Source organism: Fibrobacterota bacterium, from assembly GCA_019509785.1.
GTDB lineage: Bacteria > Fibrobacterota > Fibrobacteria > UBA11236 > UBA11236 > Chersky-265.
This window is the reverse complement of the sequence record JAEKLQ010000022.1, coordinates 251,622-275,935: the sequence shown is the minus strand read 5'-3', so window position 1 is coordinate 275,935 and position 24,314 is coordinate 251,622. Positions and strand designations below refer to the sequence as shown.

The following is a 24,314-nucleotide window of genomic DNA, read 5'->3' as shown; positions in this document are numbered from 1 at the left end:
GCTCAAAATATAGCCGCAAGCTTCCCCTGACCTCGCTCGCCCGGCTTGCGGAAGACGACACCGGTGCTGAGGTTGTCCATGAAGGCGGTCCACTACAGAACCATTCTTCTCACGCCAAGATGTAGTTGGGGCGCCCTATCTTGACGTAACAACTTCTGCAATAGTGGTGCTCCTTTCCATCTTTGCTCCCGTCATCAGTTACGCTGGCTTGGCTCACCCAATCTTTGCATCCATAGCAAAGGTATCGGAAGCTATGCCATTTTTCGTGCTTCGCCACCTCAGCCCGCTGAATAACAAACCCTTCCGCTTCCAACTCATCCGCTTTGATCCTTTTCGGCAATGCCATACGGTCTCCTTCCTACCATGTCGCCCTGAAATACACCATTCCCCGAATGTTTTCGTTCTTGATGAAACACCATCTTTCATCTTCATCTCGACGCATCATCACTTCCCACAGCAATAGTCCAAAGCAAAACGCTGCGTGCTCATACACCCCTTGGGCCGCAATCACAAATATCGGTTGAAACCCGCTTTTCTCCCAATCATCACCCGGAATCCAACTGCTTGTATGAACTTCACCGCCGCTCACGATGTCATTCAACTTGTCCATCATGGGCTGCAACTGCCCCGCCCGTTCCAGCCTATCCCTCCAGATCATGTAATGTGAGTGATGCGGAATATACGTCACCCGTTCACGGTCGATGTTATACAATGGCACGATCAGATCCCCAACAACTGAGACCGCAAATGTTTTCGTTGTTCATCCCAAGCGAACAACTGCGTGTTCGCCTCGAAGTCGTAAAGCTTGTCGGCCCCTTCCAGCGACTTCCACGTGAAGTACATCCGGTCTAGGATATCTCGATACCTGACGTACTTCGCATAACCTTCTGGGTCTTTTCTAACGAAGGCTTGTCCTATTTCCCCGAACAAGAGTGAATCTATGTTTTGCACGCCTGCATGCTGAGCGCATTTGATAAGGAATGTGTTCTGCTCGAACACCAATGCCTCCGCCGTGGTTGGAACACTTGGAAGATCTGGCCTGTGGCCATAAGACATCTGTGACATAGCGCCCTCCTTCACTCAGTCTATAAAAACGCCGCCCGCCCACAAGTCCTATGGAGGTAACCATAAATTTTCGTTTCGAGAAAATTCCGGATTCGTGTTCCACTAGGAACCACGGTGCATGCATTACAACAGAGAACCCGCCCAAGGCACCCGGTTGATTGTGACGGGGTGTCCACAAAGCGTCCACTTTTTCGGAGTAGGAGAGAGGCCTTCGTAGGGTGAAGACCTAATGGGGGGCCATCTGGTCTCCCTCGATCTCCCGAAATCTCACGATTTCAGAAGAAAGGGGAGCCTGATGGTGGGCCCGGGCAGACTTGAACTGCCGACCCCCGCCTTATCAGAGCGATGCTCTAACCAACTGAGCTACGGACCCGAAACAGGGGTGCAAAAGTAGCTTGGACCAGGTTCCGCGTCAAGGGAAGGGCGGCCTTAAAGCCCCGATTCTTCGCTGTTTGGGGCGGTTCTCAGGCCGGCCGACACTGATTCCCATTGCCAGTCGCGGCTTTCGCACAAGGCCTCGAACGCGTGCGCCTCCCACTGGAGGGCTCCTGGTAATTGGCGACGGAAAAAAGTGCGCTGCCGTTTCGCGTAGTTACGGGTGCGCTTCTGAATGGCCGCCAAGGCCGCGGATTGGCTCAGACGTCCTGCCGCCACCTCCGTCATTTCCGCGTAGCCGAGCGAGCTGGAGGCGGGCGAAGCGCTCCAAGCGGGATCGGCTGAGAGGGCCCGGGCTTCCTCGAGCCAGCCCGAGCGCAGCATGTCTTCCACGCGCGCGTCGATGCGCCGGTACAGATCCTCGCGCTCGCGATCGAGGCAGATGAGCGGGACATCGGCAAGACGCGGATCGCGCACGGCCGGTCCTGCCAGGCTCGTATAACTCTCCCCCATCAGGACCAGGTTTTCCCAGCGCTTGGCGATGCGGTAGGCGTCGTTGGGATGCACGGAAGCGGCGGCTTCGGGATCGACCGCGGCCAACTGGGCGTGCAATGCCGGCGCGCCTAGGACGCGCAGCCGTTCCTGCACTTCGTTCTTGACGGCTTCGGGCGTGGGCCCTCGATCGAAGGGGGACGGGAAGAACAGTTCCTTGAGATACAGGCCGGTACCTCCCACGATGAGGAAGCGCGTTTCAGGACGGGAGTCCAAAAGCGCATGCACCAACGGCGGGAAGGCGCGCGGCGAAAAAGCCTGGGATGGATCGAGGATGCCCAGGAGATGGTGCGGGACGGAGGCGAATTCTTCGGCCGAGGGCGCGCCGGTTCCGATGGAAAGGCCGCGGTAGATCTGACGCGAGTCGGCGGAGATGATTTCGAACCCGTTGGCCCGGGCCAGGCGCAGGGCCACGGCGGACTTTCCGACCGCGGTGGCGCCGCACAGAGCGGCAATCAGCATGCGATAATGATAGTTCAGCGGGGCGGATTTTCTATCTTGGCGGGACCTGCGATGGGCGTTGTCCGGAAACTCCTGATCTTCATCGTCCTTACCGCGGGCCTCATCGCCCTGGGCCGGTTGGCGGGTCGCGTCCTACCCCATTCCTTAATGCCGTCCATCGGCTCCCATGCCCCCGCGGATAGCGTCATTCCCTCCGGACCCGCAAGGGACTCCGGCGATGTTCTCCCCGCCGTCTCCGCCGATACCAGCGGCGGGCGCTGGCACGAACGGCTATTCGATCCCCTGGAGCACGCCAACGGACTGGGCCCCAAGAGCCTGAAACGCAAGCCCGGCTATTTCGAAATCATCCTCCCCAAGGGGAAGCCCCTCTACGAATACGCGCTGGACATCGAGAAAACCTGCCGCGCCCGCGGCATCGTCGTGGTCCAAGGCGCCGAATCCCGGCCCTCCGGAAAGAGCGTGGAGTACCTGCTGGAATCCAACGGCCAGCGCATCAAACTGCGCGCCAGCCTGGGCGGCCCGGTCCGGGCGGGCGCCGCGCGGCTGGCCGTCGTCTTCATCGGATTGGATTCCCTTTCCCTCTCCCAGGCCCAGTCCCTGAAGGATGCCGATTGGGGCAAGACCTTGGTGATCGATCCGTATAATCCCAATCCCGCCTTGCGGGCCTTGCGCGACGGGGACGGCCGCGACGGGATCCTCGCCGAATTGCCGATGGAGCCTTCGGCTTATCCTTACGTCGATCCCGGGAAGAACGCCCTCTACATCCATCATGGCAAAGAGGACGTGGATCGCATCCTGGGGAAAGCCATGGACAGCTTGCCCAAGGCGGAAGGTTTCGCGAGTCGTTACGGGGATCGCGCCATCGAGAACCAGCCTCTGCTCGACAAGCTGTTCCAGTTCACCGCCCGGCGTAGGCTGGTGTTCCTGGACCTGACGGGATCGCAACGCAGCCTGGCGCGCCAGGCCGCGGCCGCCCAGGGCGCGCGCAGCCGCACCTTGTCCCCCTTCCGCGACAGCGCCCATGTCGAAGAGGAACTGGCGCGCAAAACCGCCCTCGCGCAAAAGTCCGGCGAAGCCGTGCTGGTATTGCCGTTCAGCGAGACCGGATTCCGCAGGTTGTCCAAGGCCATCGCGGCGGAAACGCCGCGCTTCAACGAGATCGGGCTTGAACTGGTGGACCTGGCGTCCGTGTCGGCCCCGGATACGCTCCCGTCCGAAGCCGGTATAACGGGGCCTAAAGCGGAATCGCCCATGGGAGCCAAGACGACATCCGCGGCCGCGAAACCGGCCAGCGGTTCGAAAGCGCCGGCGAAAGGTCTTCCTAAAACGCCCGCGAACCCGCCGGCCACGATCTCGAAAGCCCCCGGCGGAGCGAAGCCGGTGAAGGGAAAGACCGCTTCCCCGGTTGCCGGGAAAGCGCCGGCGAAAGCGTCCGCGAAGCCTGCCGGCGCGAAGCCGCCAGCCAAGCCTTCCGCGGGAGCGACGGGAGCGCGTCCGAAGGAAAAGCGGATACCGCAAGACGATAACCCGGCTTCCAAGTGAAAACGGCCGCGCGGTTAGCTATTTATTGGGTCCGGTCCGCGATGGTCCGGCCTGAAACGAGGAAGTTATGCCGAAGCTGGGCGTGAATATCGATCATGTGGCCACCATCCGCGAAGCGCGAAAGGTGCGCGAGCCCGATCCCATCGCGGCCGCCATCATCTGCGAGCTGGCCGGGGCCGATGGCATCACCGCCCACCTGCGCGAGGACCGCCGCCACATGCAGGAGCGGGACATCCGGCTCCTGCGGCAAACCGTAACCACCCATCTCAACCTGGAGATGGCGCCCACCCCCGAGATGCTGCAATTCGCCATCGACGTGCTGCCCGATATGGTGACCCTGGTTCCCGAGAAGCGGGAAGAGCTGACCACCGAGGGCGGCCTGGACGTGGCGGCCCGCGTGGACGATATCATGAAGATGGTCAACTCCCTGCATAAGCACGACGTGTCCGTCTCCCTCTTCGTGGACGCGGAGCTGCACCAGATCAAGGCGGCCGTGCGCACCGGCGCCCGCTTCATCGAATTGCATACCGGGCAATACGCGAGCGCCTACGATTTCGGCGAAGGCAACGAGTGGGAAGAAGAGCTGGTGAAGCTGGACAACATGTCCCAGGTGGCCCAGAAGAGCGGCCTGATGGTCAATGCCGGCCACGGCCTCAACTACCGCAACGTGGGGCCCATCTCCGAGATCAAGGGCTTATGGGAACTGAACATCGGCCATTCCATCGTGGGCCGGGCCGTGCTGGTGGGCTTCGAACGCGCGGTGCGCGACATGAAGGACTTGCTCAGGACCAAGGGTTAAGCCGGTCGGACCTCGGTTCGCGATTAAGGGGTTACGCGCTTTCCCCGAGCGGCCGCCGGCAACGGGAAAATCCTCCCCAAGGCGTTGGCCGCTTCGGTTTTTTCATCCGCCGGCACGATCCATAAATGCATATCGCCGCGAGCCGCGATCAAGCGCGCTTTCGGCTTGCCGGATAGGATCGCCGCCGGTTTACTGAAATCGGGAAGGTCGCCGGCGTTCAGCATATACGCGCTTCCTACGCGCCGGCTCAGGACGGTGCAGGCTACGCCGTTGGCTTCGTCGGAGTACCAAGGCAAGGCGTAGAGCCAGGGGGCGAAGGTCGAATCGGTGAAGGACTTTGCGGGGTCCGGGAAGCCTTGGCATTCGCTTAAGGCGATCATCTTGGTGTTGGTGACGGCTTGCATGAGCTTCCAGGCATCCCGGTATGTTTTGCCGTAGTCCTTTCCATCCGGAGCGTAAGTACCCTTGTTGATCCAGTCCCAATCGTAGAGATCGATCCCGACCAGATCGCAACGGGCATCGCCGACGTAGAAGGCCTTGCGCCGCGGGTATTCCGAAGCCTCGTACGGGGGCCAACTTCCGCCGTCGCATAGGACCCCCGGATTGTAGATCCAAATCAGGTTGTGCATATGGTGATACTTGATGATACGATCTTGTACTATGCCGTAGAGCTTGGCGGTCTTGGCCGGATCGCTCTTGCAGGTCCACCAGAACCAGCCGCCGTCGATCTCATGCAAGGGCCGGAACAAGATTGGGATGGGCCCGGTCGCATCGACGAGTTTCTTCAGGAAATTGACGACGTGGTAATCGACGTCCTCGATCATTGCGTCGTACGTGGCCGTGCCCGGCGTAACGATATCCGACCACTCCTTGTCCGTCAGCTCGGACCAGGCATCATCGGTATAAGCGCCTTTGGCATCCTTATGGGCGACATTCTGCCAATGCCAATTCACCTGGATGATTTCGCGCCGGCCCCAGGCGGTCTTGAATTGCGCGATGTTCCCGGCCCAGGTATCGGACCAGAGCTTGTCCGTCCGGCTCTGGTACCAGCTATTCATGTCCTGCCCGAAGATGGCGGGCCATTCGTTCGTGCAGGCATGGAAGGCTTGGGCGCCCCCGTACTGGCTTTCCGTCCAACAACCGGTGAGCATCTTCTTGCCGTATTGCGCCTGGAGGTATTCCCAAACCTGGCGGGTCCGGGCGTCGGCGCTATCGTCGAGAAGGGCGTTGGCGAAGGCGGCGGGCGCCGTTGCCGAAAGGCATAAGGCCGCGAAAAGCCCAGTCAGAGCGAACCGCATATCACGCATGGGGACCTCCCGCGAATCCCTCAGGAGGGCCGGGGCTCGTAGCCGAAGCCTAATTCATTCCAGCCGGCTTTGCCCCGGGGTCTTTAGTTCCAAAGCGTCCAGTCCACGCCGAAGCGGAAGTTGAGGCCGGGCGGGTGCACCCCGGGCTCGGTCGCGTATCGATCGTGGTTGAGGTTCATGGCATCGAAGTAGAGCAGGAAGGTCTTGATGCGCATATGGGCCTCGAAGTCGAGGACCAGGTATTCGTCGAGCTTGGTAAGCGTGGAGGCCCCGGATAGGTCGGGCGCCCAAGCGTAGCGCGTCGAGAACCATTCCCAGTTCCATGCGAAATCGACCTTGAGGCGATCCTCCACCAGGCTGCGCTTCCAGGCCAGACGGCCTTGGAAAACGCGTTGGGGAACGGAACGATCCGTGAAGCCGATCTTCAGATCCGGATCTTCGACCTGGCGCGAGAGGACGAAGCGTTCGCGTAAATCCAGGCTCCAATTCCCCAGCCCGAAACCGACGCCGAGATGCCAAGCGTCGATGGTTTCCCGGGAATAGTTGCGCAGGGCCAAGGCCAGCGAGTCGGGCACGCTCGGTTCCGCGGCCGCCTCGGATCCGGAAATCGCGCCCGAACTGTCAACCGCGCCCTCCGAACACGTGGTTCCTGCGAGCTTCGTATATGACGAATCCGCCAAAGCCCCGCAGGCCTCGCGGCCGGGCAGCACCCGCGGCAGCCAAACGTCCTTGCCGGCGAAGCGATCGAATCCCAGTTCCAGGGAGTAACGCGACCAGGCCCAGGCCGCCGCGCCCCGATAGGTGCGATCGGTGCGCGGGCCAAGCGAAGGATTGGCGTAACGGAAGCGCGCCGGATTGGTGCGGTATAGCATTTCCCAGTTGGGATCCTCGGCCCGCGAAGCGCCGGATGCCGTTACCGAAAAGCCCAAGGGCAAACGCAGTCGGGCTTCGGCGCCGAAGCGGGGCAGCCATTCCACCCGGTCCGCCATGCGGCTGGCGCGGCCCATTCCCGCAGATCCCTCCAAGCCCAAGGGCCCGAACTCCGGGGCCACCCGCGCTTCCGCCTCTTCATCATCACCCCAGCCGCTCGTCCCGACCCCGGCCCCGCCCAGCACGGGATCCCCGGTCCAAAACTCGCTGCGGGCCTGCGCGGAAAGGGAAGGCCTTCCGGGCAAGCTATCGGCCCGGGCCATCGCGCGCAGGCGGAAGAGTTCGCCGCCGAGCGCGTCCTTGGACGCATCCGCGCCACGGCCCCGCGTTTCGCTTTCATCGGCGCTCCCGTGGGCGGCTTCGAACTGGCCGGTCCAATCCGCATGCGTTTCGCCGTAAAGCACGCCCTCCGTGAGGGCGGAGAAGCGCGCAGGCATCAGGGCCTGCATGCTGTCGGGCCCGCTGGGAAGAATGGTCGTGCTGGCCGGATGCGGCAGTCCGGTGGGATAGGTGAGGCTGGTGGAATTGCGCGTCTCGTCGAGGAAGGCCTCGAGGACGCGATTGCTATCGAGCCAGAACCCGATGCGCGGCCGTATCGTCAGGGCATGGATGGTATGCGAGGTCCCCGCCAGCACCAAAGATGCGCTATCGCGATCGATGGGCTTATACAACTTGCCCAGGAAGCCCCATCCCCCCAGGTAAGGCTGGTGCACGTTGAATTGGTAGTCGTAGGTCGCGGAATCGGCCGTGGACGTGTAGTATTCGAAGCCCAGGTAGGCCCGCTGCGATAGCATGCGATTTAGGCGTAGATCGAATTGGTTCAAGGTAAGCGCGCCTCGCGTCCATGTAAGGCGCGTCACGGGCGTATCCAAAGGCATGACGGGCGTCCAGGCCTCGTCGATGCCGTCCAGGTCGCCGCCGGTGCGATGCAGGGCGAAGCGTTCGGGCGGCGGCAGGCCGCCGGAAAGATAAGGCGAGTCCTTCCAGAAGGGGAAATAGGGGGAGGCCTGCGGCAACGGCCGCCAATGGGTGAGGGACAGGGACCAGGCGCGCGGGCCGGGGAAACCGATTTCCTGGTTGGCCACGTCGCGGGAACCGCGCCAACAGGGCAAGGCCCCTTGCGCGACGCGGCAGGTATCGAAATCCTCCGGGGCGGTCCAACGGTAAACGGGCCGGAGGGTATCCTTGGCGAGGGCCGCCGAATCGCGCGGCATTACCGAACCGGCGCGTCGCGAAGAGTCGGGCAGGACCGGCGCCGCGGATGTGGCGGCCCGCGCCGAGGCGCTGTCGGTGATGGGAACGCGTCCGGGATGGGTGGAATCGGGAGCGGTGGGCGGAGGCGTGGGTCCGGCGCCCGGCAGGAAGGGCGGGGCGGCGGCCCCCGCCGCGCATGCAGCGATGAGGACTGCCAGGAATGTCCGCCAGAGCATAGGAGGGAGAATTTAGTTAATGCGTCCGGTACTTGCGGCCCGCCGGTAGGGTGGCCCGGGGATACCCGTCCGCGAATGATCCCTACGGGCCGGTGATGACGCGGCGGATCTCGTCCCAGTTCTCGTCGAACTGCACGCCTTTATCGTCGATGTAAAGGTCGGCGTAGACCTTGCGGGTGCCGAGGTCGGCGCCCATGATGGGATTATTCACGGTATCGAAGGGGATATCGTTGGCTTGCAGGAAGGCGCGCACGTCCCGCTCTTCCTGGCCGGCCCGGCAAGTCCAAACGATGATCTTGTGGCCCGCCGCCCGGAAGGCCCGCATGGCTTCCTTGGCCCCCGGCTTCAGGGCGCCGATCTTCGGGTACTTATGCTCGACGATGGTGCCGTCGAAATCGACCGCGATGATCACTTACAGTTCCAGGATCCAAGTGCTAAGGGCATGCTGGAATTCTACCACCGACTTGGGACGCTGCTCAATGTCGCGGTGCATGCAGCGCATGAGCACGTTGCGCAGGACCTCGCCCTTGCGGAACGGGATCTCCGGCAACTCGGGCTCGACTTTGGAAAGGGACGAAATGCCTTCCTCGCGGTAGTTGATCTCCTCGCGCTTCGCGAAGGGATAGACGCCGGTGAAGGCATAGGCGGCCATGGCCCCGAGGGAGAAGATGTCGGTGCGGTGATCCACCTTGTAGAAGTCGCCGTCGAGTTGCTCGTAGGACATGTGCGAGGGGGTCCCCAGCACCGTCTGCTGCTCGTCGCCCACGTCGTCCTTCACGTGCATCCAACGCGCGGCCCCCAAATCGGAAAGGTAGGGTTCCCATCCCTTCACGATGATGTTGCTGGGCTTTAGATCGCGATGGATGATTCCCCGGAAATGCAGCTCCCCCACCACTCCCGCCACGGCGTTGATGAAGATGATGCGCCGCATCAGCTCTTGCACGTTCTTCGGACCGCGCTTGATGAGGTCGGAGAAGTTCGGGCCGTCCACGTAATCCATCATGGTGAAGTAGTGCTTGTTGTGCAGGTTCCCGAAATCGAAAATCTTCACCACGTTGCGCACGTTCTGCGAAGTGAGGTAGGTGTTGTAGAAGATCTCGGCCAGGAAGGTTTTCACCACGCGGTTGTTGGCCATGGTGTCCGGGGTGCGGTAGAGCGACGGACGCAACACCCGCAAAACCACCGTCTGCGGGCCCTTGCCGTGCACGTTCACCAGGGGGATCAGGAAGACGTCGCAGAAGCCGCCCGAGCCCAGCCATTTGCCCAAGCTGAGGCCGGGATCGTAGGCCTTGAAATCGACCTCGACCGCCTGGCGGTAGACTTCCAGGTATTCGCTGCCGCGCTCCGGAACCTGGTTTTTGCCCGCCGTAAGCCAGTTGGTGATGGTGTCGAAGGAGAAGTCCATGATAACAGACCAGAATGATACACGAATTCGAGGGGCGAGTAAACCCCCAGGAACCCGATGCCAACCGGCGCGGGCCGCTTGGCCGTGGCGGAAAAAAAAATCCTACCAAACCCGGATGCGTTCGCTGAACGATCCGCCGCCGCCCCGGCCCGACAGGATATAGAGGCCCGCTGGTAAAGCGCCGCTTTCGAATCGGGACGGGCCGGTACCGGAAGCCCGAGAGATCCGCGACCCGTCCAATCGGAGCAAATCGAGGCTCCAGGCCCCTTGGAAGGGGAACGCGAGCGAAACATGGCCCCGTTGCGATGAACCATGGATCCGGCGCGCGAAGGCAGCCACGCCCGATGGAACTATCCGGGTTAAGGCGTTGACCGAGTTCAAGGTGTAATAGCCTACGTTCGTCCACAAGCCGGACCCGCCCGCGCTTTTCACCGCGCTGTCGGCGGTGATGGCGTACATGCGCTTCGGTAATAGGGTCGCCATTTTCAGGCGGACATGCTTGCCGTCTCCGCTGAGGATGGCGGAATCGACCGCGACACGGACGTTGTTGTCGGAGGCGCTGAAATCGCCCCCATGTTCCTGAACCGGAGTATAGACAGTTGTCTTCACCGTCCAATTGGCGGCCAGGCCGGCCGCGGAGTTCGCTGGTTCCGTGAGTTCGACATCGAATCCGTCACGAACCGATCGGATGGCGAGGATATCGAAGGGAACGGAATCGGTCGGGATTAGCAAATCCAAACCCCGGCAGGTACCACGCCAATTCCAATCCTGTTCGCCACCCAAGCCGCAGGCGCCTCCGCCGATCCCCGCCACCAGAATGGAACCTGATGGGGTGTAGAGGAACTGATGGATCCCGAATTGGACGCCTCCATAACCCAATCTCTGGTCCATCAAAGCGAATGCGGCGCCCTGCCATTCTCCGTTCACCTTCTCCAAAAAGGTCCGGAAAATGCCGCCATGGTAAATATCGCCGAACATCATCTGCCCGGCGTAGGCTCCGCTTTTCAAGAGGATGGGACGGGTGGGGCTGTTGGTGAAGCTCCCGTATGGCAACCATACCGCCGGCGGATAGACGGGATCGCTGGGGCAATTATCCTGGTCGACCGCGGCGTAGGGTATGAGATGGCAATCATTGTTCAGGTTGGTGCGATATCCGTAGAATCGGCCATGCTTGGCGGGCTCGGTCCCGGGAGTGGGAATCCAATACAAGGCGTTGGTGGGCTTCCATTCGCCCTGGTTCTCCGTGGTGAAGACCTCGTTTTCCGGCCCTAGCCCGATGCCGTCGGGTTCCCGAAGGCCCCGGGCATATTGGGTGAATCCGCTTCCATCGAAGGCGATCTTCATCAAGGCGCCGCGCTCCCGGGACCCGTCGGGATCCAGCGGGAAAGCGACCGCCGTGGTGATCCAAAAGGCGGAATCCTTGAACTCCAATCCGAATGAAAAATGGAGGTACTGCGCATCGTTATACCAAGCATCGGGCAAGGTCCAAAGGGTGGACTGGGTCCAGGTCGCCCCCGAACCGGAAAACTTCACGAGACGGGGCTTCTCCATGACGTAGAAATCCGGGCCGACCACCTTCACGCCCATAGGTTCGCGCAGCCCTTGGGCGATCCGCACCGGGACGCCAGGGCTGCCGGTCGCGAGGGCGGGGATGATCCAGACTTCGCCATTGCTCGTGGCCGGGCTACGGCCGGCATTGTTCATGCTGCCGCCCCAAGTGCAAATAACCCCATCCCCGTTCGGGAGTAGGTCCATCCCGCCGATGCCGCTGATATTGGCCAGCTCAGAGGGAAGGATGCTCTTTTGGGTGAAATACGGGTTTAGCGTACCCAGGGCTGACGCGCCCCCGAGGCAAAGGCCCAAGACCATCGCCAATACCGGACCTTGCCTGGATGCAGCCATGATTCCCCTTTTCCTTCCGCCGTTCGCGAACTTCGCAAGCTCCCTTCGGGACGTTCCCATTAGATACTCTCATGCCGGAAAATGCGCCGCCCGATCCCATACTTGCCGCTTCCTTCCGCGAACGTCTATCTTAAGGGCTTCCGCCCCGAACGGGCCCGGCGCCGGGCCCGAAGGTTACGCCAAAGGTTACGCTTAAGGACCGGGCTGCGGTTGGAACCCTACTAGATGATCGAACGCGACCCGATGCATGCGCCCAAAGGCGCCCTGGTGGCCGTCGCCATGAGCGGCGGCGTCGATTCTTCCGTCGCGGCCTTGCTGATCCAGAAGGCCGGCTACCGCGCCGTGGGCATCACCATGAAATTGTGGAGCCCGGACGACAAGGATGCGGCCCCGGCCGACGCTTGCGAAACCGAAGGCGGCGAAAAGACCTGTTGCACCGCCGATAGCGCCATGGACGCCAAGCGCGTCTGCGATCAAATCGGCATCCCGCATTTCACCCTCGATATGCGCGAAGAGTTCGAAGAGCGGGTGATCCAGCCCTTCTACCAAGCTTATCTTGCAGGCGAGACGCCCAATCCTTGCGTGAACTGCAACAGCTTCGTGAAATGGGATGCGCTCTGGAAACGCGCCAAGGCCGTGGGGGCCGACTACATCGCGACCGGACATTACGCCAAAACCGCCGCCCTCGACGGACGCGCCTTCATCGTGCGGGGCGATGCGGCCAAGGATCAGAGCTATTTCCTCTGGGGTATCCCGCCGGTTACCCTGGAGAAGACCTTGTTCCCCCTGGCCAACCTGTCCAAGCCCGAGGTGCGGAAGCTGGCGGCCGACGCCGCCCTCCGTACGGCGCAAAAGCGCGAAAGCATGGACATTTGCTTCATCCCGGACGGCGATTACCGCCGCTTCGTGGGCGAACGCGCGCAAGCCCAAGGCGCCGACATCGCCCCCGGCCGCATGCGCGGGCCCGACGGTAAGGACTTGGGCCCTCACCAGGGTTTGCCCTTCTACACCATCGGGCAGCGCAAGGGCCTGGGTTCGGCGACCGCTGCGGCGACGGGCCCCGAGACCGAGCCCCTTTACGTGAAGAAGCTGGACCGGGCGACCAATACCTTGCTCCTAGGGAAGAAATCGGATCTGGATTGCTTCGGCTTCCGCGCGGACCGCGCCAATTTCTTCGAGCCCTTCGAAGGGGAAAAGGAATGCCTGGCCCAGTACCGCTACCGTTCCCCGGCGAAGCCGGCCATCGTGAGGGACGAGGGTAACGGCTGGATTACGGTAACCCTGAAGGAACCCGGCTACTGCGTGAGCCCGGGGCAGTCGGCGGTCTTCTACGTTGGGGACCGGCTGATCGGCGGGGCGAGGATCAAGGAAACGCTTTAGAGCCACGCGCCGCGGGCCGAATAACCGCAGGTTTCGCCAATAAAAAAGGGGCGGACCCATCGGATCCGCCCCCCCACTAGCCCCGACTATCAAGCGGGTTCCGGTTTCCCGGATTTCACCGCCCCGGCAGGCTATCTGAGATCAAGATACGGCATTCCCACGTGCGGGTCAAGAACCATTCTGCATGGTCCCCGGGGCGCGGGATCCCGGTTGCGAACCGCCTAGGCCACTTCCTTGGGTTCCTGGACCTGCTTGAACTTTTCCTTCAGGTCCTTCTTCAACTTCCGCAACTGCTCGCCCTCGTCGCGCTTGCGGTAGTACTCGTCCAGGGGATAGCAGCCCGATTTGATGCCGTTGCGCGGCGCGGTGGTGCAATCCGAAAAGGTGCGGCAAATGGCCTTGGTCTCGAGGCTTCCCTTTTCCAGGGAATCGGCGATGATGCGCGGGTAAGACAGCACCATGCGGCCCATTCCCGCGAAATCGGTCCATCCCTGGCGGACCAGCGCCTGGGCCACTTGCGGCATGTACTCTTGCAGATAGGTAAGCCCCGAGCTGACCAGGGGCATATCCGGGACGGCGGCCTTGAGCTTGCGCACGGCTTGGATTTGCCGCTCCACATTGATGATGGGATCCTCCGCGGGCTGATACCCGTCGGAAGGCGGGAACAGCGCCGGGCGTTGGATGTGCGGATTGTAATATGGCGAGCCGGCGGAAATGTTGACGATAGCCACGCCCCAGGCCTTGAGAAGGGCTAGGTATTGCGCGGTCTCGGCCAGATCGTATTGCACGGGATTTTCCCTGTCCACCCCGAAGCCGTACTTATAGGGAAGGCAAGCGGAATAATCCTCGGGCGTGCCCGGCCCTAGGTTGCCGCCGTTGGCCAATACCGGGTCGGGCTTGAAAGGCACGAAGTCGAAAGCCGAGACCCGCACCCCGAGGATGAGCCGCGGCGCGACCTGGCGGATGCCGGCGATGATTTCACGAGCGAAGGTGGACCGCTCTTCCAGGGTCTCGCCCCCGTATTTCCCCTTGCGGGTAAAGGCGGAGAGGAATTCATGGCCCAGGTAACCATGGCATTGCTTGATATCCACGAAGGGCACGCCGGCCTGATCGGCCAACCTGGCCGCCTCCACGTAATGCTCGACCAGATCCTTGACATCGTCGTCGGACAGGACGGGATAATCCATGGGCAATCCGAACTTCGGATTGAGGATGGGATGGGCGTAGGCCAGCTTGGGCTCGAGCTTCTCTTTATCGCGGGGGCGGCAAAAACGGCCTGAATGGGTCAGCTGGAAACCCCAGAGCACGTCCGCGGCGGTACCGAAGGATCGGGCGTGCGCCTCCAGGGCCTGATGGGCGGCCTCGGCAAGCTCGGCCATGGTACTTGGGTTCGCCAGCAATTGGTTGGGGTTCGCGCGCCCGTCCGCGCGTATCGCGATCGCTTCCATGCCCCACAATAGTTTGGCGCCGGACTCCCCGAAGCGCCGCCAGCGACGGATCAGATCCGGAGTAGGACGACCGTTCGACGTCGCATCCCAACCCTCCATCGGATGGATGGCCCAACGATTGCCGATGCGGAAACCCGCCACGTCCAGGCTTTGGGCCAAGGGCGAATCCGGCGCCTTCTGGATGGAATCCTCAATGGGCAGGTCTAATCCCAGTTCCACCATCCGTTCACGGAATGAGGCTGGGGACTTAATCGACGTAATTCTTTTAATATCCGCTTGCATCTTCTCTCGATCAAATATTTCAGAAATAATATAACCCGAAAGGAAATTTACACCGTATATTTTATCTATAACAGTATCTTAATCCGTAATATCTATCATAGAAGAACTTTTAGGTGTCGGAATTAGAACCAAATACCTCAAGCCTGGATTTTACTGAAGTAGTAAAATCAGATAGCGTTATGACAAGTTCCCCTCAATTCCGACTTCGCGAAGCCTCAGTCTTCTCCCGCCAGGTGAAAACCCGGATGCCGTTCCGGTTCGGGCGTGCCACCATGACCCAGATGCCTATTTTGCATCTGCGGCTCAAGCTGGAATCCGCCGACGGCGCGCTTATCGACGGGGCCAGCGCTTGCGGCATCCCTCCCCTATGGTTCGATAAGGCGGCGGGCAAGACGCACGCCGACAACATCCAGGATCTTTCCGTCTCCCTGCGCCTGGCCTTGGACGAGTATATGAAGCTGGACGCGGCGCCGGTATGGTTCCTGCACAAGGTGGCCGAACCGACGGTGCGGAAAGCCGCCACGGCCAAGGGCCTTAACGATCTCACCGCCGGTTTCGGGGTCGCCTTGGTGGACTCCGCACTTATCGACGCCGCCTGCCGCCATGCCGGCGTTACCCTGCACGCGGCCCTGAAAGCGAACCTGCTCGGGTATGGCGCACATCTCGCGGACCTTTTGCCGGCGCGTCCTCTGGAATTGATTGCAGTGCGGCATACCATAGGCCTGGCCGATCCCATCCTGGATTCGGACATCAGCGAACCCGTGAATGACGGCTTGCCGGAATCCCTGGAGCAAGTGGTGCGGCGGTACCGGACGCGCTTCTTCAAAATCAAGATCACCGGCGATGCCGGAGCCTCGAGGGAACGGCTCCGCCGCATCGCATCGGTGCTGGACGCGCAGGCCGGGGATTATCGGGCCACCCTGGACGGAAACGAGCAGTTCCACGACATGGCCGATTTCGCGGCCTTCATCGGGGCGGCCCAGGCCGATCCCGCGTTGCGCGGCCTATGGGAACGGACCCTGTTCATCGAGCAGCCGGTCGGCCGGGCCCATTCCCTCCTCGACGCCGTGGCGGAGCCCCTGGCGGAGATATCCCGATTCAAGCCCATGATCATCGACGAATCCGACGGCGACGACGAAGCGGTGGACCGCGCCTTGGCCCTCGGTTACCAGGGGATTTCGGCTAAGAATTGCAAAGGCGTGTTCCGCACCCTGCACAGTTACATGGCGATCAAGACCGCGGAGGCTTCGGGAAAACTGACGCCCATCCTCTCCAGCGAGGATCTGACCAACGTACCCACCCTGCCCTTGCAGCAGGACCTGTGCGTAGCCGCGGCCTTGGGGATCCGCCACAGCGAGCGGAACGGCCATCATTATATCGTGGGATGCGACTTCCTCTCCCCCCGGGAACGGGAAGACGCCCTGCGGGACTTTCCCTCGCTTTACTCCGCCCGGGAAGGCGCATCCCCGGTGGTGCGCATCGAAAACGGATACATCAATGCCGCCGATATCAACCTTCGCGGTTTCGGCGCCGCGACCGAACCCGATTGGGACGCTTTGGAGCCGGTCCGGCTCCCGGGGATCCCGGCCGATCTGATCGGGGAAGGCCACCAGGAAGGAAGGAACGCCTCATGACGGACGATACCGAATCCACGCAAACCCTGGATGCCAACGAGAACGAGAAATCGGAGCAAGCAGTCCCGGAGGCCGCTCCGGGAAAGACGCGCGTATACGATTTTTCCATCCTGCGCAATCTCCGCAAGGCCCAGGGCTTCACCATCGCGGACATAGCCCAGGCCTCGGGAATTTCCACCGCGGTCATTTCGCGCATCGAGCGCAACCAGGCGGTTCCCGAGCTGGACACGCTTTCGCGCTTGGGCAAAGCCTTCGGGATCTCGGCCACCGATCTTCTGGGCTTGGCTGAATTCCGCACCGCCCAAACCACCCACTCGCAGCATTACGTATCGGGCGGCTTCCAGTTCCAGCACATCAACTTCATCAACATCCAATGCTTCCTGGGATCGGCCATGGCCGGGGGCACGGTCAACCGTCCCGAGGTGCATCACAACGATCACGAAATCTGCTGGGTGCTCCAGGGCAGCATCGAAATGGTCCTTAACGACGAGCAACACGTTTTGAAGGAAGGGGACGCCTTGCAGTTCGATGCGGTGCTACCGCATTCCTATCGCGCTTTATCCGACTGCCGCATCCTTACCCTGCATATCCGCAAGGGCAAGCAAATCTGAGCCGCGACGGGCGCGCCATTCCACCCAGCGAATCCCGAGAAGCGAATAAACCATGATGGAAATCCGCGCCTCCCTCAAACCCGCCGATCTCGCGCCCAAGCTGGAGCGCATGTGGGGGCTTTCCGCCGCCAAGATAAGGGCCATCGAAAAAGACTGGGATCCCGCCAAGGGCTCTCCGGTCTTTACCATAAAGGGCCGTTACGCCTCGCAAGGCTGGACCGAATGGACCCAGGGCTTCGTGTTCGGATCCGCCTTGTTGCAATTCGATGCGACCCACGATTCGGAATTCCTGTCCTTGGGCCGGGAGCATACCTTCCGGGACATGGCCGGGCACGTGACCCATTTCGGGGTCCACGATCACGGGTTCAATAACGTAAGCACTTACGGCAACCTGTGGCGGCTGCTGGGGGAAGGCCGCTTAAAAGCCGATGGCCGCGAAAGGGAATTCTACGAGCTGGCCCTCAAGGCTTCGGGCGCGGTGCAGGCCAAACGCTGGACCAAGATCGCCGGGGGCCGGGGGTTCATCCATTCCTTCAACGGGCCCCATTCGCTTTTCGCCGATACCATCCGTTCGCTACGCTCGTTGGCGTTGGCGCATAAACTCGGCCATGTAGCCATGGACGAGGGGGACGCGAGGATAAGCCTGCTCAAGCGTTTGGTCGAGCATGCCTCGGTGACCGCCGAGTTCAGCCTGTTCTACGGGATGGGCCGTGACGTGTATGATACCCCCGATCAACGCGGCCGCACGGCGCACGAAATCATTTTCAATACCCTGGACGGCCGGTACCGCTGCCCCAATTCGCAGCAGGGCTACTCGCCTTTCTCGACCTGGACCCGCGGTCTGGCCTGGGTGATGTTGGGATACGCCGAGGAGCTGGAATTCCTGCAAACCCTTTCGGATGCGGAGCTCGACGCCGTCGGCGGGCGCGGGGCCGTCGAGGCCATGATGATGAACGCGGCCAAGGCCGCCTGCGACTTCTACATCGCGCATACGCCCACGGACGGCATCCCGTATTGGGACACGGGCGCGCCCAACCTGCATAAGCTCGGGGACTATCTGGCGCGGCCCGCAGAACCCTTCAACGGGCACGAACCGGTGGACTCTTCGGCCGCGGCCATAGCCAGCCAAGGACTGCTACGCTTTGGACGTTTCATGCGCGCCCGCGGCGAAGCGGCGCAGGGGGACAAATACTGGTCGGCCGGAATGACCGTGGCGGATCGCCTTTTGTCCGAACCCTATTTGAGTACCGACCTGGCCCACCAGGGCCTGTTGCTACATTCGGTTTATCATCGCCCGAATGGTTGGGATTACGTTCCCGCCGGGGCTAACATGACCGGGACCAAGGCATCCGGGGATAAGCCGGACGGCAAAGCGACGGACGGCAAAGCGACGGACGGCAAAGTGCCGTATGGCGAATCGAGCCAGTGGGGGGACTATCATTTACGCGAAGTGGGATTGTACTTGCAGCGCATCATCAAGGGCGGGAAGTATTATGCGTTTTATGGAGCGTGAGAAGAAGGGTAAAGGGTAAAGGGTAAAGGGTATCAGCGAAAGTGAGTCATCGAACCTTACCCTGTACCCTTTACCCTTTACCCTAATCGAAGAAGCGAATATCGTGACCCATAAAGTTGCAGCAATCACCGGCGGCGGACGAGGTATCGGCTTAGGGATCTCTACGGCATTGGCTCGGGAAGGTTTCTCCCTGGCCCTATGCGGGCGTAAGGAGGAGAAGGATGTGGAATCCCTCGCGGATTTGCGCGCTCTCGGCGTCGAGGTTCATTACCTGCAGGCCAACGTCGCGGCGGCATCCGAACGGACCGGATTCCTGGAAAGCATCCGGGGTCGCTTCGGCCGATTGGACGTCCTGGTCAATAATGCCGGGATCGCTCCACGGGCGCGCGCCGACATCCTTGACGCGGGCGAAGAGAGCTTCGATGAGTTGATCGAAGTGAACCTGAAGGGCCCTTATTTCCTGACCCAACTCGCCGCCAAATGGATGATCGCCCAGCGGCGCGAAGACCCTTCCCGTTCCCCGGCCATCGTGAACGTCTCGTCCATATCGGCTACCCTGGCATCGACCAATCGCGGCGATTATTGCCTGGCCAAGGCGGCTTTGGGCATGTCCAACCAGCTATGGGCCGCGCGCCTGGCCGAGTTCGGCATCCCGGTGTACGAGGTAAGACCCGGCATCATCAAAACCGACATGACCGCCGGCGTGGCCGCCAAGTACGACGCCTTGATCTCCGGTGGACTAGTGCCCCAAGGCCGCTGGGGTTTTCCCGAAGACGTGGGCAAGGCCGTGGCCATGCTGGCGCGCGGCGATCTTCCCTATTCCACCGGCCAGGTGATCATGGTGGACGGCGGTCTCACCGTTCCGCGGCTTTGAGCGGCCATAAGGAGCATTCATGCGCCCCGTATTCGACAGGCTCGCTTCCATACGCCTCATGCCCGTGGTCATCATCGATCGGGCCGAGGACGCCTGGCCCTTGGCCCAGGCCCTTAAGGCCGGCGGGCTTCCCTGCGCGGAAGTCACCTTCCGCACCGACGCCGCCGAGGGCGCCATCCGGTCCATCGCCAAGGACAAGGATATCTGCCTGGGAGCCGGCACCATCCTCCAGCCCGATCAAGTCGATCGGGCCATGGCCGCCGGGGCCGCCTATATCGTCACGCCGGGCTTCAATGCCAAGGTCGTGCGGCGTTGCCGCGAGCTCGGCATACCCGTTTTCCCCGGCGTCGCCACGCCCACGGAAATCCAGATGGCCCTCGACGAAGGCGTCGATGTCGTGAAATTCTTCCCGGCCGAGAACTTGGGCGGTATCAAAACCTTGAAGGCCATCGGAGCGCCCTATTCCATGGTCCGTTTCATCCCCACCGGTGGCATCGATCTGGCCAAGCTGCCGGATTACCTGGCCTACAAGGCGGTGATCGCGGTGGGCGGATCGTTCATGGTCGCCCCCGAACTGCTGAGGACCGGCAACTGGGACGAAGTTACGCGCCTGTCGGCGAACGCCGTGGCGCTCGCGAAGGCCGGAAAATAAGCGAGGAGCGATGAGCCTGTTGAACGTTAAGCCCGCCACATCCTGCCGCTTCGATCAGATCTCGCTGGGCGAAATCATGTTGCGCCTGGACCCCGGGGATATGCGCATACGGACCGCCCGCGGCTTCCGGGCCTGGGAAGGCGGCGGCGAGTATAATGTCGCCCGCGGCTTGCGCCGCTGCTTCGGGCTCAGGACCGCCGTGGTCACCGCCTTCGCCGACAACGAAATCGGCCGCCTGGTGGAGGACTTCATCCTGCAAGGCGGGGTCGATACCTCTTTCATCCGTTGGGTACCCTACGACGGCTTGGGGCGGGCGACGCGCGTCGGGCTCAATTTCACTGAACGCGGCTTCGGCGCGCGCGGCGCAGTGGGCATCTCCGATCGGGGGCATACCGCCGCCAGCCAGCTCAAGCAAGGCGATATCGATTGGGAAGACGTCTTCGGGCGCCAAGGAGCGCGCTGGTTCCATACCGGCGGCATCTACGCCGGCCTTTCCGCGACCACGCCGGACGTGATCGAAGAGGCGATGATCGCGGCCAAGCGCCATGGCACCGTCGTCTCTTTCGATCTCAATTACCGGCCCTCCCTATGGAAGCAATTCGGCGGGCAGAAGCGCGCCCGGGAAGTGAACCGGAGGCTCGCGCGATACGTGGACGTGATGATCGGCAACGAAGAGGACTTCACCGCCTCGCTGGGATTCGAAGTATCCGGAACCAACGAGAATCTCTCCGACCTGGACTCGGCCGATTTCAAATCCATGATCGGGGACGTGGTCAAGGAGTTCCCCAACTTCAAGGTCATCGCCACCACCTTACGTACCGTGAAATCGGCTTCCGTAAACGATTGGGGCGCGGTGGCCTGGGGCGGCGGCCGATTCCACGAAGCCACCCTGCGCAAGGATCTATGGATTTACGATCGGGTGGGCGGCGGCGACAGTTTCGCGTCCGGCCTCATCTACGGGCTGATGGAGAAAAGCGATTTGGCCGCGGCGGTGGAATACGGGGCGGCCCATGGCGCCTTGGCCATGACCACTCCCGGCGATACGTCCATGGCGAGCCTGGCGGAAGTGGAAGCCTTGGTCAAGGGCGCATCGGCCCGGGTCCAAAGATGAACGCCGCCAATTTCCGCCCTACCAAGTCGTAACCGCGCCAAGGCGCCGGGCGCGATCCGGCTTGGGCCTTACGGTAGCCGCCCGGCCTGACCGCGAGCGTCCCCGGGAAAACGGCCGACCAATCGAATTGGTTCTCCTTATCCGGCATCGCGACGATCGTCGAGTCCTCCCCGGCATAGAGCCTCACGGAATCGCAAGCCGCCGGCACGCCTGGTATGGAGTACTCCCCCTGCGAACCGGTTTGCGCGAACAGATCGGCCGCCGCCTGATCGTTCCGGCAACTCAGAAGGACCCTCTCGCCCACGGCCGGACCCGCGCCCCGCATGCTTAAGGCCCCCTTCAATTCCTTATTGGTCGCCGCGACATCGCTGTCGAGCAGGACGCGGAAGAAGATGTTGGAGACGGGATCATGGAAATGGAGCATGTTCGAAGTCGTCTTCCGGCCCGGCGCCGAGACCGATAGGAGATACCCCGTGAAGGACTGGAGCTCGGTGAAGCGGATGCTTCCCGTGGAGTCGATCATTACGGAACGAGGCGGCTCGTTGCCCGCCGAGAACAGCACCGCCTGGGAGTTCAAGATGGCCTGCGCCGTATCCTCCGCCTTGAAAACCCGGACGGTCAAGGAATGGATACGTTCCAGCGCGACGTCCACCTGCTTGCCTCCGTCCGCGGCGATCCCGAAATAATCGGAAGCGAAGAACCAGAATCCCGGTTTGCCGACTTCGATTGCGCATGCCTGCTCGCAACCCGTAACATCGTAGAAATGATACGCGCCGGCGCTATCGGTTTGGAGCGAATCGACCTGCTTGGTCGGGCCGTGCACCAGGCGCACTATCGCACCCTGGATGGGAATGTACTGCGGGGGTTCGGCTACGGTGCCGAACACCGTGGCCGCGGAGCTTTGTCCCGCGCCCCATGCGAAGGCGAAAGCCAGGAATAATATTCCGACGTGACGGGAAGGATTTCCCATTTCGCCCCCTAGGACCCGGAGTGAACCGATTCGCCCGGCAGCAATGTACCGGCCGACCGACTTAAGTTAAATCCGTCGAGGGAACGGGATAGGGGGAATCTTGCGGCGGTGAGGGAACAAATCCGTGCCCGCGAGAGGCGGGATCGGTAAGGTTCGGAAGAGGTGGCGGAAACCTGAGGGATCAGCCCAACCAGTGTTCGCGGCTCCAGAACAGCATGAGAAAACCTGCCGTACAGAAGCCGAAGAAGGAGTTCCACAGGACCAGGCCTAGCACCAAAGTGGCGCCCATGGAAAGGGCCCAGCTGATGGAAGCGAGCGCGCCAACGGCCCAGATGACGAAGAGGACGATTCCGCCGATCAAGTTCATGAGTCACTCCGAAAGCCGCGCCCGATCCGGGGCAGCGGCCAAATGATAGCAAATCCCCATTCCGATGCAACGGTCGGCCGGGGGGCCAGGTTCCGCGTAAGGGGCCAATCGCAACTCGTTTCTGACTTAGGGCGGTATTTCCCCGGACAAAAACGGCGTCCCGCCCGCCCCCGACGGCTTCGAAGCGGGGATTAAATCTTGGCCCTGAGGAGGATTAGATCTTAACCCCGAGCTTCAGGCTCCAATACCACTCGCTGGGTCGGGTATAGATTTCCCAAGGCGTCTTTCCGAAATTGGCCCAATCCCAACCGCGGGAATGATCGCTTGCGGCCTGGGCGCTGACCATGAAGTTCTTGAGGATGCTTTTCTCCAGGGAGACGGACCACTTCAGGTTATCCCTGTCCCAGTTGGTCGGATAATAATTCTCCGACAAGAACATGAAGGGAGTGGGCCGGCCATTCAGGTTCTGCGCGGCGTCATAGGTAGGGACATAGGGATACGCTCTGACATTTTCTCGTAATATACGGGATGGTTCTGCGCGCCGAGAATGGCGGCTTCGCCATAGATGACCAGATCCTTCGCGCCGAAAATGCCGGGGCTCCCCAAGAGAGGTTTGGGATCGAAGGAGAAGTACACCAGAGGCTTTATGGCAAAGGCGGTATAGGATTTGATTTCCGGTTTCAGTTTCCCGGCCAATATGGAATCGTTCGCCGCGATAGCGGTATCGACATCCGCCCTTTCCGCCGTCAACCTGGCCCGATCGGCGGCGGATAGATTGGGTTTCGCGAGCAGGGTATCGATACCGCCCTTGAGGGCGTTATAGTAACCGGCGCCCAGGGCCCCGGTCACCAGGTTCTTCCCGTTATATTCGAAATACCGGACCCGCATGACGTCGTCGATATTCGGCTGCTTAGCGTAGGCATGCGCATTCAGGAGGCGCGCCAATTGCACGCCGCCGCCGATCTTCAGGATGTTGGACACGCTGACCTTGGCCATATAGGTCAGATTGAGGTCATATACGGGGGTCATCTCCGTCTCGAGCGAGACGATGAAGTCATGGGAGAAAATGCCCAGCGATTGGTTGAACTTGAGACCCGTGACGGTGGCGGAATTCGCGCCATTGTAGTTGAAGGTGCCTCCGTTCTGGATTATCCCGGGGTATGCCCAGGTGCGGAACATGTACTCGCCGAGGTTCCGCGCGTACTCGTCGTATTTGTAGTTGAAGATTCCGGCGTCGATGCGTAGGGTCGGATGCGCGGGATCGCCGTAGACGTAACTGCCATCGAGACGGGGAGCGATCAGCGCCAAGCTGCGCACGTAATTCTGAGGGAGGTCATTATGGTAAGGGGCGCTGTAATAGATGCCCGCCAGCATCATCTCCAACCCCAGGCCGCGGCCGGTCTTGATCTGCAGGTCCAGAGAACCAATGGTCGGCATCACCCATGCGTTGTCGAGGCCGCCCTTCTGGTTCTGGAATTCGCCCCCCTTCACCACGCGGTCCACTTCCTGGGTGACGTTGAGAACCGGCCTCAGGAATTGGATGCTATCGCCTTCGTCCGCGTAAGCCGGACCGCCGAGCAGGCTTGCCAGCGCCACGGTGGAGGCGACCAAGGACTTCATCATGCGGAACTCTCCTGTAGTGGATTTGGTCGGATGCGATTGTAGGGCGCGGAGCGCGGCCGTATCGGCGGGCCCCGCGTTAG

Annotated in this window: 22 protein-coding genes and 1 tRNA gene; 9 read left to right on the top strand and 14 right to left on the bottom strand. The window is 61.6% G+C overall.

From position 1 onward, the window contains the following. Positions 1-358 precede the first annotated feature (358 nt). From JF616_02555 to miaA, 4 genes are all read right to left on the bottom strand, one after another. A complete protein-coding gene (locus JF616_02555; protein ID MBW8886614.1) occupies positions 359-718 on the bottom strand; it encodes a hypothetical protein in 360 nt (119 codons plus the stop codon). Between the two features lie 2 nt (positions 719-720). Beyond that, positions 721-1,065, bottom strand: a complete 345-nt coding sequence (locus JF616_02550; protein ID MBW8886613.1) for a hypothetical protein — start codon at positions 1,063-1,065, stop codon at positions 721-723. 296 nt (positions 1,066-1,361) lie between these two features. Next, positions 1,362-1,438: transfer RNA gene (locus JF616_02545), tRNA-Ile, on the bottom strand. Positions 1,439-1,494: 56 nt separating this feature from the next. Beyond that, entirely contained in the window at positions 1,495-2,454 is a 960-nt protein-coding gene (miaA, locus tag JF616_02540) for a tRNA (adenosine(37)-N6)-dimethylallyltransferase MiaA (protein ID MBW8886612.1), read from the bottom strand. 36 nt (positions 2,455-2,490) lie between these two features. Here miaA and JF616_02535 point away from each other — a divergent pair, with 36 nt between their 5' ends. Together JF616_02535 and JF616_02530 are read left to right on the top strand one after the other, a co-directional pair. Next, positions 2,491-3,996: a divergent polysaccharide deacetylase family protein gene (locus JF616_02535; protein MBW8886611.1), complete on the top strand. Its 1,506-nt coding sequence runs from the start codon at positions 2,491-2,493 to the stop codon at positions 3,994-3,996. A gap of 67 nt (positions 3,997-4,063) precedes the next feature. After that, positions 4,064-4,795: a pyridoxine 5'-phosphate synthase gene (locus tag JF616_02530; protein ID MBW8886610.1), complete on the top strand. Its 732-nt coding sequence runs from the start codon at positions 4,064-4,066 to the stop codon at positions 4,793-4,795. Positions 4,796-4,818: 23 nt separating this feature from the next. Here the strand turns inward: JF616_02530 and JF616_02525 are convergent, their stop codons facing one another. The 5 genes from JF616_02525 to JF616_02505 form a co-directional block, all read right to left on the bottom strand. Then, positions 4,819-6,102 carry a hypothetical protein gene (locus tag JF616_02525; protein ID MBW8886609.1) on the bottom strand — a complete coding sequence of 428 codons (1,284 nt, stop codon included), beginning with the start codon at positions 6,100-6,102 and terminating at the stop codon, positions 4,819-4,821. An 83-nt stretch (positions 6,103-6,185) separates the two neighbouring features. Continuing rightward, positions 6,186-8,462 carry a hypothetical protein gene (locus tag JF616_02520; protein ID MBW8886608.1) on the bottom strand — a complete coding sequence of 759 codons (2,277 nt, stop codon included), beginning with the start codon at positions 8,460-8,462 and terminating at the stop codon, positions 6,186-6,188. Between the two features lie 82 nt (positions 8,463-8,544). Then, a complete protein-coding gene (locus JF616_02515) occupies positions 8,545-8,874 on the bottom strand; it encodes a hypothetical protein (GenBank protein MBW8886607.1) in 330 nt (109 codons plus the stop codon). Continuing rightward, positions 8,875-9,867: a serine/threonine protein kinase gene (locus JF616_02510; protein ID MBW8886606.1), complete on the bottom strand. Its 993-nt coding sequence runs from the start codon at positions 9,865-9,867 to the stop codon at positions 8,875-8,877. A gap of 102 nt (positions 9,868-9,969) precedes the next feature. Continuing rightward, positions 9,970-11,769, bottom strand: a complete 1,800-nt coding sequence (locus JF616_02505; protein MBW8886605.1) for a hypothetical protein — start codon at positions 11,767-11,769, stop codon at positions 9,970-9,972. A 225-nt stretch (positions 11,770-11,994) separates the two neighbouring features. Between JF616_02505 and mnmA the strand changes: the two genes are divergently transcribed. Beyond that, positions 11,995-13,149 carry a tRNA 2-thiouridine(34) synthase MnmA gene (gene mnmA, locus JF616_02500; GenBank protein MBW8886604.1) on the top strand — a complete coding sequence of 385 codons (1,155 nt, stop codon included), beginning with the start codon at positions 11,995-11,997 and terminating at the stop codon, positions 13,147-13,149. A 221-nt stretch (positions 13,150-13,370) separates the two neighbouring features. Here mnmA and JF616_02495 read toward each other — a convergent pair whose 3' ends face one another. Further along, entirely contained in the window at positions 13,371-14,879 is a 1,509-nt protein-coding gene (locus JF616_02495) for an NADH:flavin oxidoreductase (protein ID MBW8886603.1), read from the bottom strand. Between the two features lie 272 nt (positions 14,880-15,151). On the opposite strand from JF616_02495, the gene JF616_02490 reads away from it, so the two are divergent. The 6 genes from JF616_02490 to JF616_02465 all read left to right on the top strand — a co-directional run bounded on the left by JF616_02490 (position 15,152) and on the right by JF616_02465 (position 21,274). Next, the gene (locus tag JF616_02490; protein ID MBW8886602.1) at positions 15,152-16,513 is read left to right on the top strand and encodes a mandelate racemase; all 1,362 of its coding nucleotides are present in this window, start codon (positions 15,152-15,154) and stop codon (positions 16,511-16,513) included. After that, complete coding sequence (locus JF616_02485; GenBank protein ID MBW8886601.1) at positions 16,510-17,124, top strand: helix-turn-helix domain-containing protein; 615 nt, start codon at positions 16,510-16,512, stop codon at positions 17,122-17,124. The genes JF616_02490 and JF616_02485 overlap by 4 nt, the downstream gene beginning before the upstream one ends. Before the next feature lie 52 nt (positions 17,125-17,176). Then, positions 17,177-18,637 carry a glycoside hydrolase family 88 protein gene (locus JF616_02480; GenBank protein ID MBW8886600.1) on the top strand — a complete coding sequence of 487 codons (1,461 nt, stop codon included), beginning with the start codon at positions 17,177-17,179 and terminating at the stop codon, positions 18,635-18,637. Positions 18,638-18,737: 100 nt separating this feature from the next. After that, positions 18,738-19,511: a 3-ketoacyl-ACP reductase gene (locus tag JF616_02475; GenBank protein ID MBW8886599.1), complete on the top strand. Its 774-nt coding sequence runs from the start codon at positions 18,738-18,740 to the stop codon at positions 19,509-19,511. Positions 19,512-19,530: 19 nt separating this feature from the next. Next, positions 19,531-20,163, top strand: a complete 633-nt coding sequence (eda, locus tag JF616_02470) for a bifunctional 4-hydroxy-2-oxoglutarate aldolase/2-dehydro-3-deoxy-phosphogluconate aldolase (protein ID MBW8886598.1) — start codon at positions 19,531-19,533, stop codon at positions 20,161-20,163. Positions 20,164-20,173: 10 nt separating this feature from the next. Further along, positions 20,174-21,274: a sugar kinase gene (locus JF616_02465; GenBank protein MBW8886597.1), complete on the top strand. Its 1,101-nt coding sequence runs from the start codon at positions 20,174-20,176 to the stop codon at positions 21,272-21,274. Here the strand turns inward: JF616_02465 and JF616_02460 are convergent. The 4 genes from JF616_02460 to JF616_02445 form a co-directional block, all read right to left on the bottom strand. Further along, positions 21,243-22,244 (bottom strand): carboxypeptidase regulatory-like domain-containing protein, encoded by a 1,002-nt coding sequence (locus tag JF616_02460; GenBank protein ID MBW8886596.1) that lies wholly within the window; start codon positions 22,242-22,244, stop codon positions 21,243-21,245. The genes JF616_02465 and JF616_02460 overlap by 32 nt on opposite strands. A 181-nt stretch (positions 22,245-22,425) precedes the next feature. Further along, positions 22,426-22,611, bottom strand: a complete 186-nt coding sequence (locus JF616_02455; GenBank protein ID MBW8886595.1) for a hypothetical protein — start codon at positions 22,609-22,611, stop codon at positions 22,426-22,428. A 214-nt stretch (positions 22,612-22,825) separates the two neighbouring features. Then, on the bottom strand, positions 22,826-23,050 hold the full coding sequence (locus JF616_02450; protein ID MBW8886594.1) for a hypothetical protein: 225 nt from the start codon (positions 23,048-23,050) through the stop codon (positions 22,826-22,828). A 20-nt stretch (positions 23,051-23,070) separates the two neighbouring features. Beyond that, positions 23,071-24,234, bottom strand: a complete 1,164-nt coding sequence (locus JF616_02445; GenBank protein MBW8886593.1) for a hypothetical protein — start codon at positions 24,232-24,234, stop codon at positions 23,071-23,073. Positions 24,235-24,314: the final 80 nt, after the last annotated feature.

What these genes read in the sequence shown, in the direction of transcription:
- JF616_02455 (MBW8886595.1), bottom strand. Translation starts at nt 22,611, where the DNA reads ATGAACTTGATCGGCGGAATCGTCCTCTTCGTCATCTGGGCCGTTGGC.
- JF616_02550 (MBW8886613.1), bottom strand. Translation starts at nt 1,065, where the DNA reads ATGTCACAGATGTCTTATGGCCACAGGCCAGATCTTCCAAGTGTTCCA.
- JF616_02530 (MBW8886610.1), top strand. Translation starts at nt 4,064, where the DNA reads ATGCCGAAGCTGGGCGTGAATATCGATCATGTGGCCACCATCCGCGAA.
- JF616_02490 (MBW8886602.1), top strand. Translation starts at nt 15,152, where the DNA reads ATGACCCAGATGCCTATTTTGCATCTGCGGCTCAAGCTGGAATCCGCC.
- JF616_02525 (MBW8886609.1), bottom strand. Translation starts at nt 6,102, where the DNA reads ATGCGTGATATGCGGTTCGCTCTGACTGGGCTTTTCGCGGCCTTATGC.
- JF616_02485 (MBW8886601.1), top strand. Translation starts at nt 16,510, where the DNA reads ATGACGGACGATACCGAATCCACGCAAACCCTGGATGCCAACGAGAAC.
- miaA (MBW8886612.1), bottom strand. Translation starts at nt 2,454, where the DNA reads ATGCTGATTGCCGCTCTGTGCGGCGCCACCGCGGTCGGAAAGTCCGCC.
- JF616_02465 (MBW8886597.1), top strand. Translation starts at nt 20,174, where the DNA reads ATGAGCCTGTTGAACGTTAAGCCCGCCACATCCTGCCGCTTCGATCAG.
- eda (MBW8886598.1), top strand. Translation starts at nt 19,531, where the DNA reads ATGCGCCCCGTATTCGACAGGCTCGCTTCCATACGCCTCATGCCCGTG.
- mnmA (MBW8886604.1), top strand. Translation starts at nt 11,995, where the DNA reads ATGATCGAACGCGACCCGATGCATGCGCCCAAAGGCGCCCTGGTGGCC.
- JF616_02510 (MBW8886606.1), bottom strand. Translation starts at nt 9,867, where the DNA reads ATGGACTTCTCCTTCGACACCATCACCAACTGGCTTACGGCGGGCAAA.
- JF616_02445 (MBW8886593.1), bottom strand. Translation starts at nt 24,234, where the DNA reads ATGATGAAGTCCTTGGTCGCCTCCACCGTGGCGCTGGCAAGCCTGCTC.
- JF616_02460 (MBW8886596.1), bottom strand. Translation starts at nt 22,244, where the DNA reads ATGGGAAATCCTTCCCGTCACGTCGGAATATTATTCCTGGCTTTCGCC.
- JF616_02520 (MBW8886608.1), bottom strand. Translation starts at nt 8,462, where the DNA reads ATGCTCTGGCGGACATTCCTGGCAGTCCTCATCGCTGCATGCGCGGCG.
- JF616_02505 (MBW8886605.1), bottom strand. Translation starts at nt 11,769, where the DNA reads ATGGCTGCATCCAGGCAAGGTCCGGTATTGGCGATGGTCTTGGGCCTT.
- JF616_02450 (MBW8886594.1), bottom strand. Translation starts at nt 23,050, where the DNA reads ATGTTCTTGTCGGAGAATTATTATCCGACCAACTGGGACAGGGATAAC.
- JF616_02495 (MBW8886603.1), bottom strand. Translation starts at nt 14,879, where the DNA reads ATGCAAGCGGATATTAAAAGAATTACGTCGATTAAGTCCCCAGCCTCA.
- JF616_02480 (MBW8886600.1), top strand. Translation starts at nt 17,177, where the DNA reads ATGATGGAAATCCGCGCCTCCCTCAAACCCGCCGATCTCGCGCCCAAG.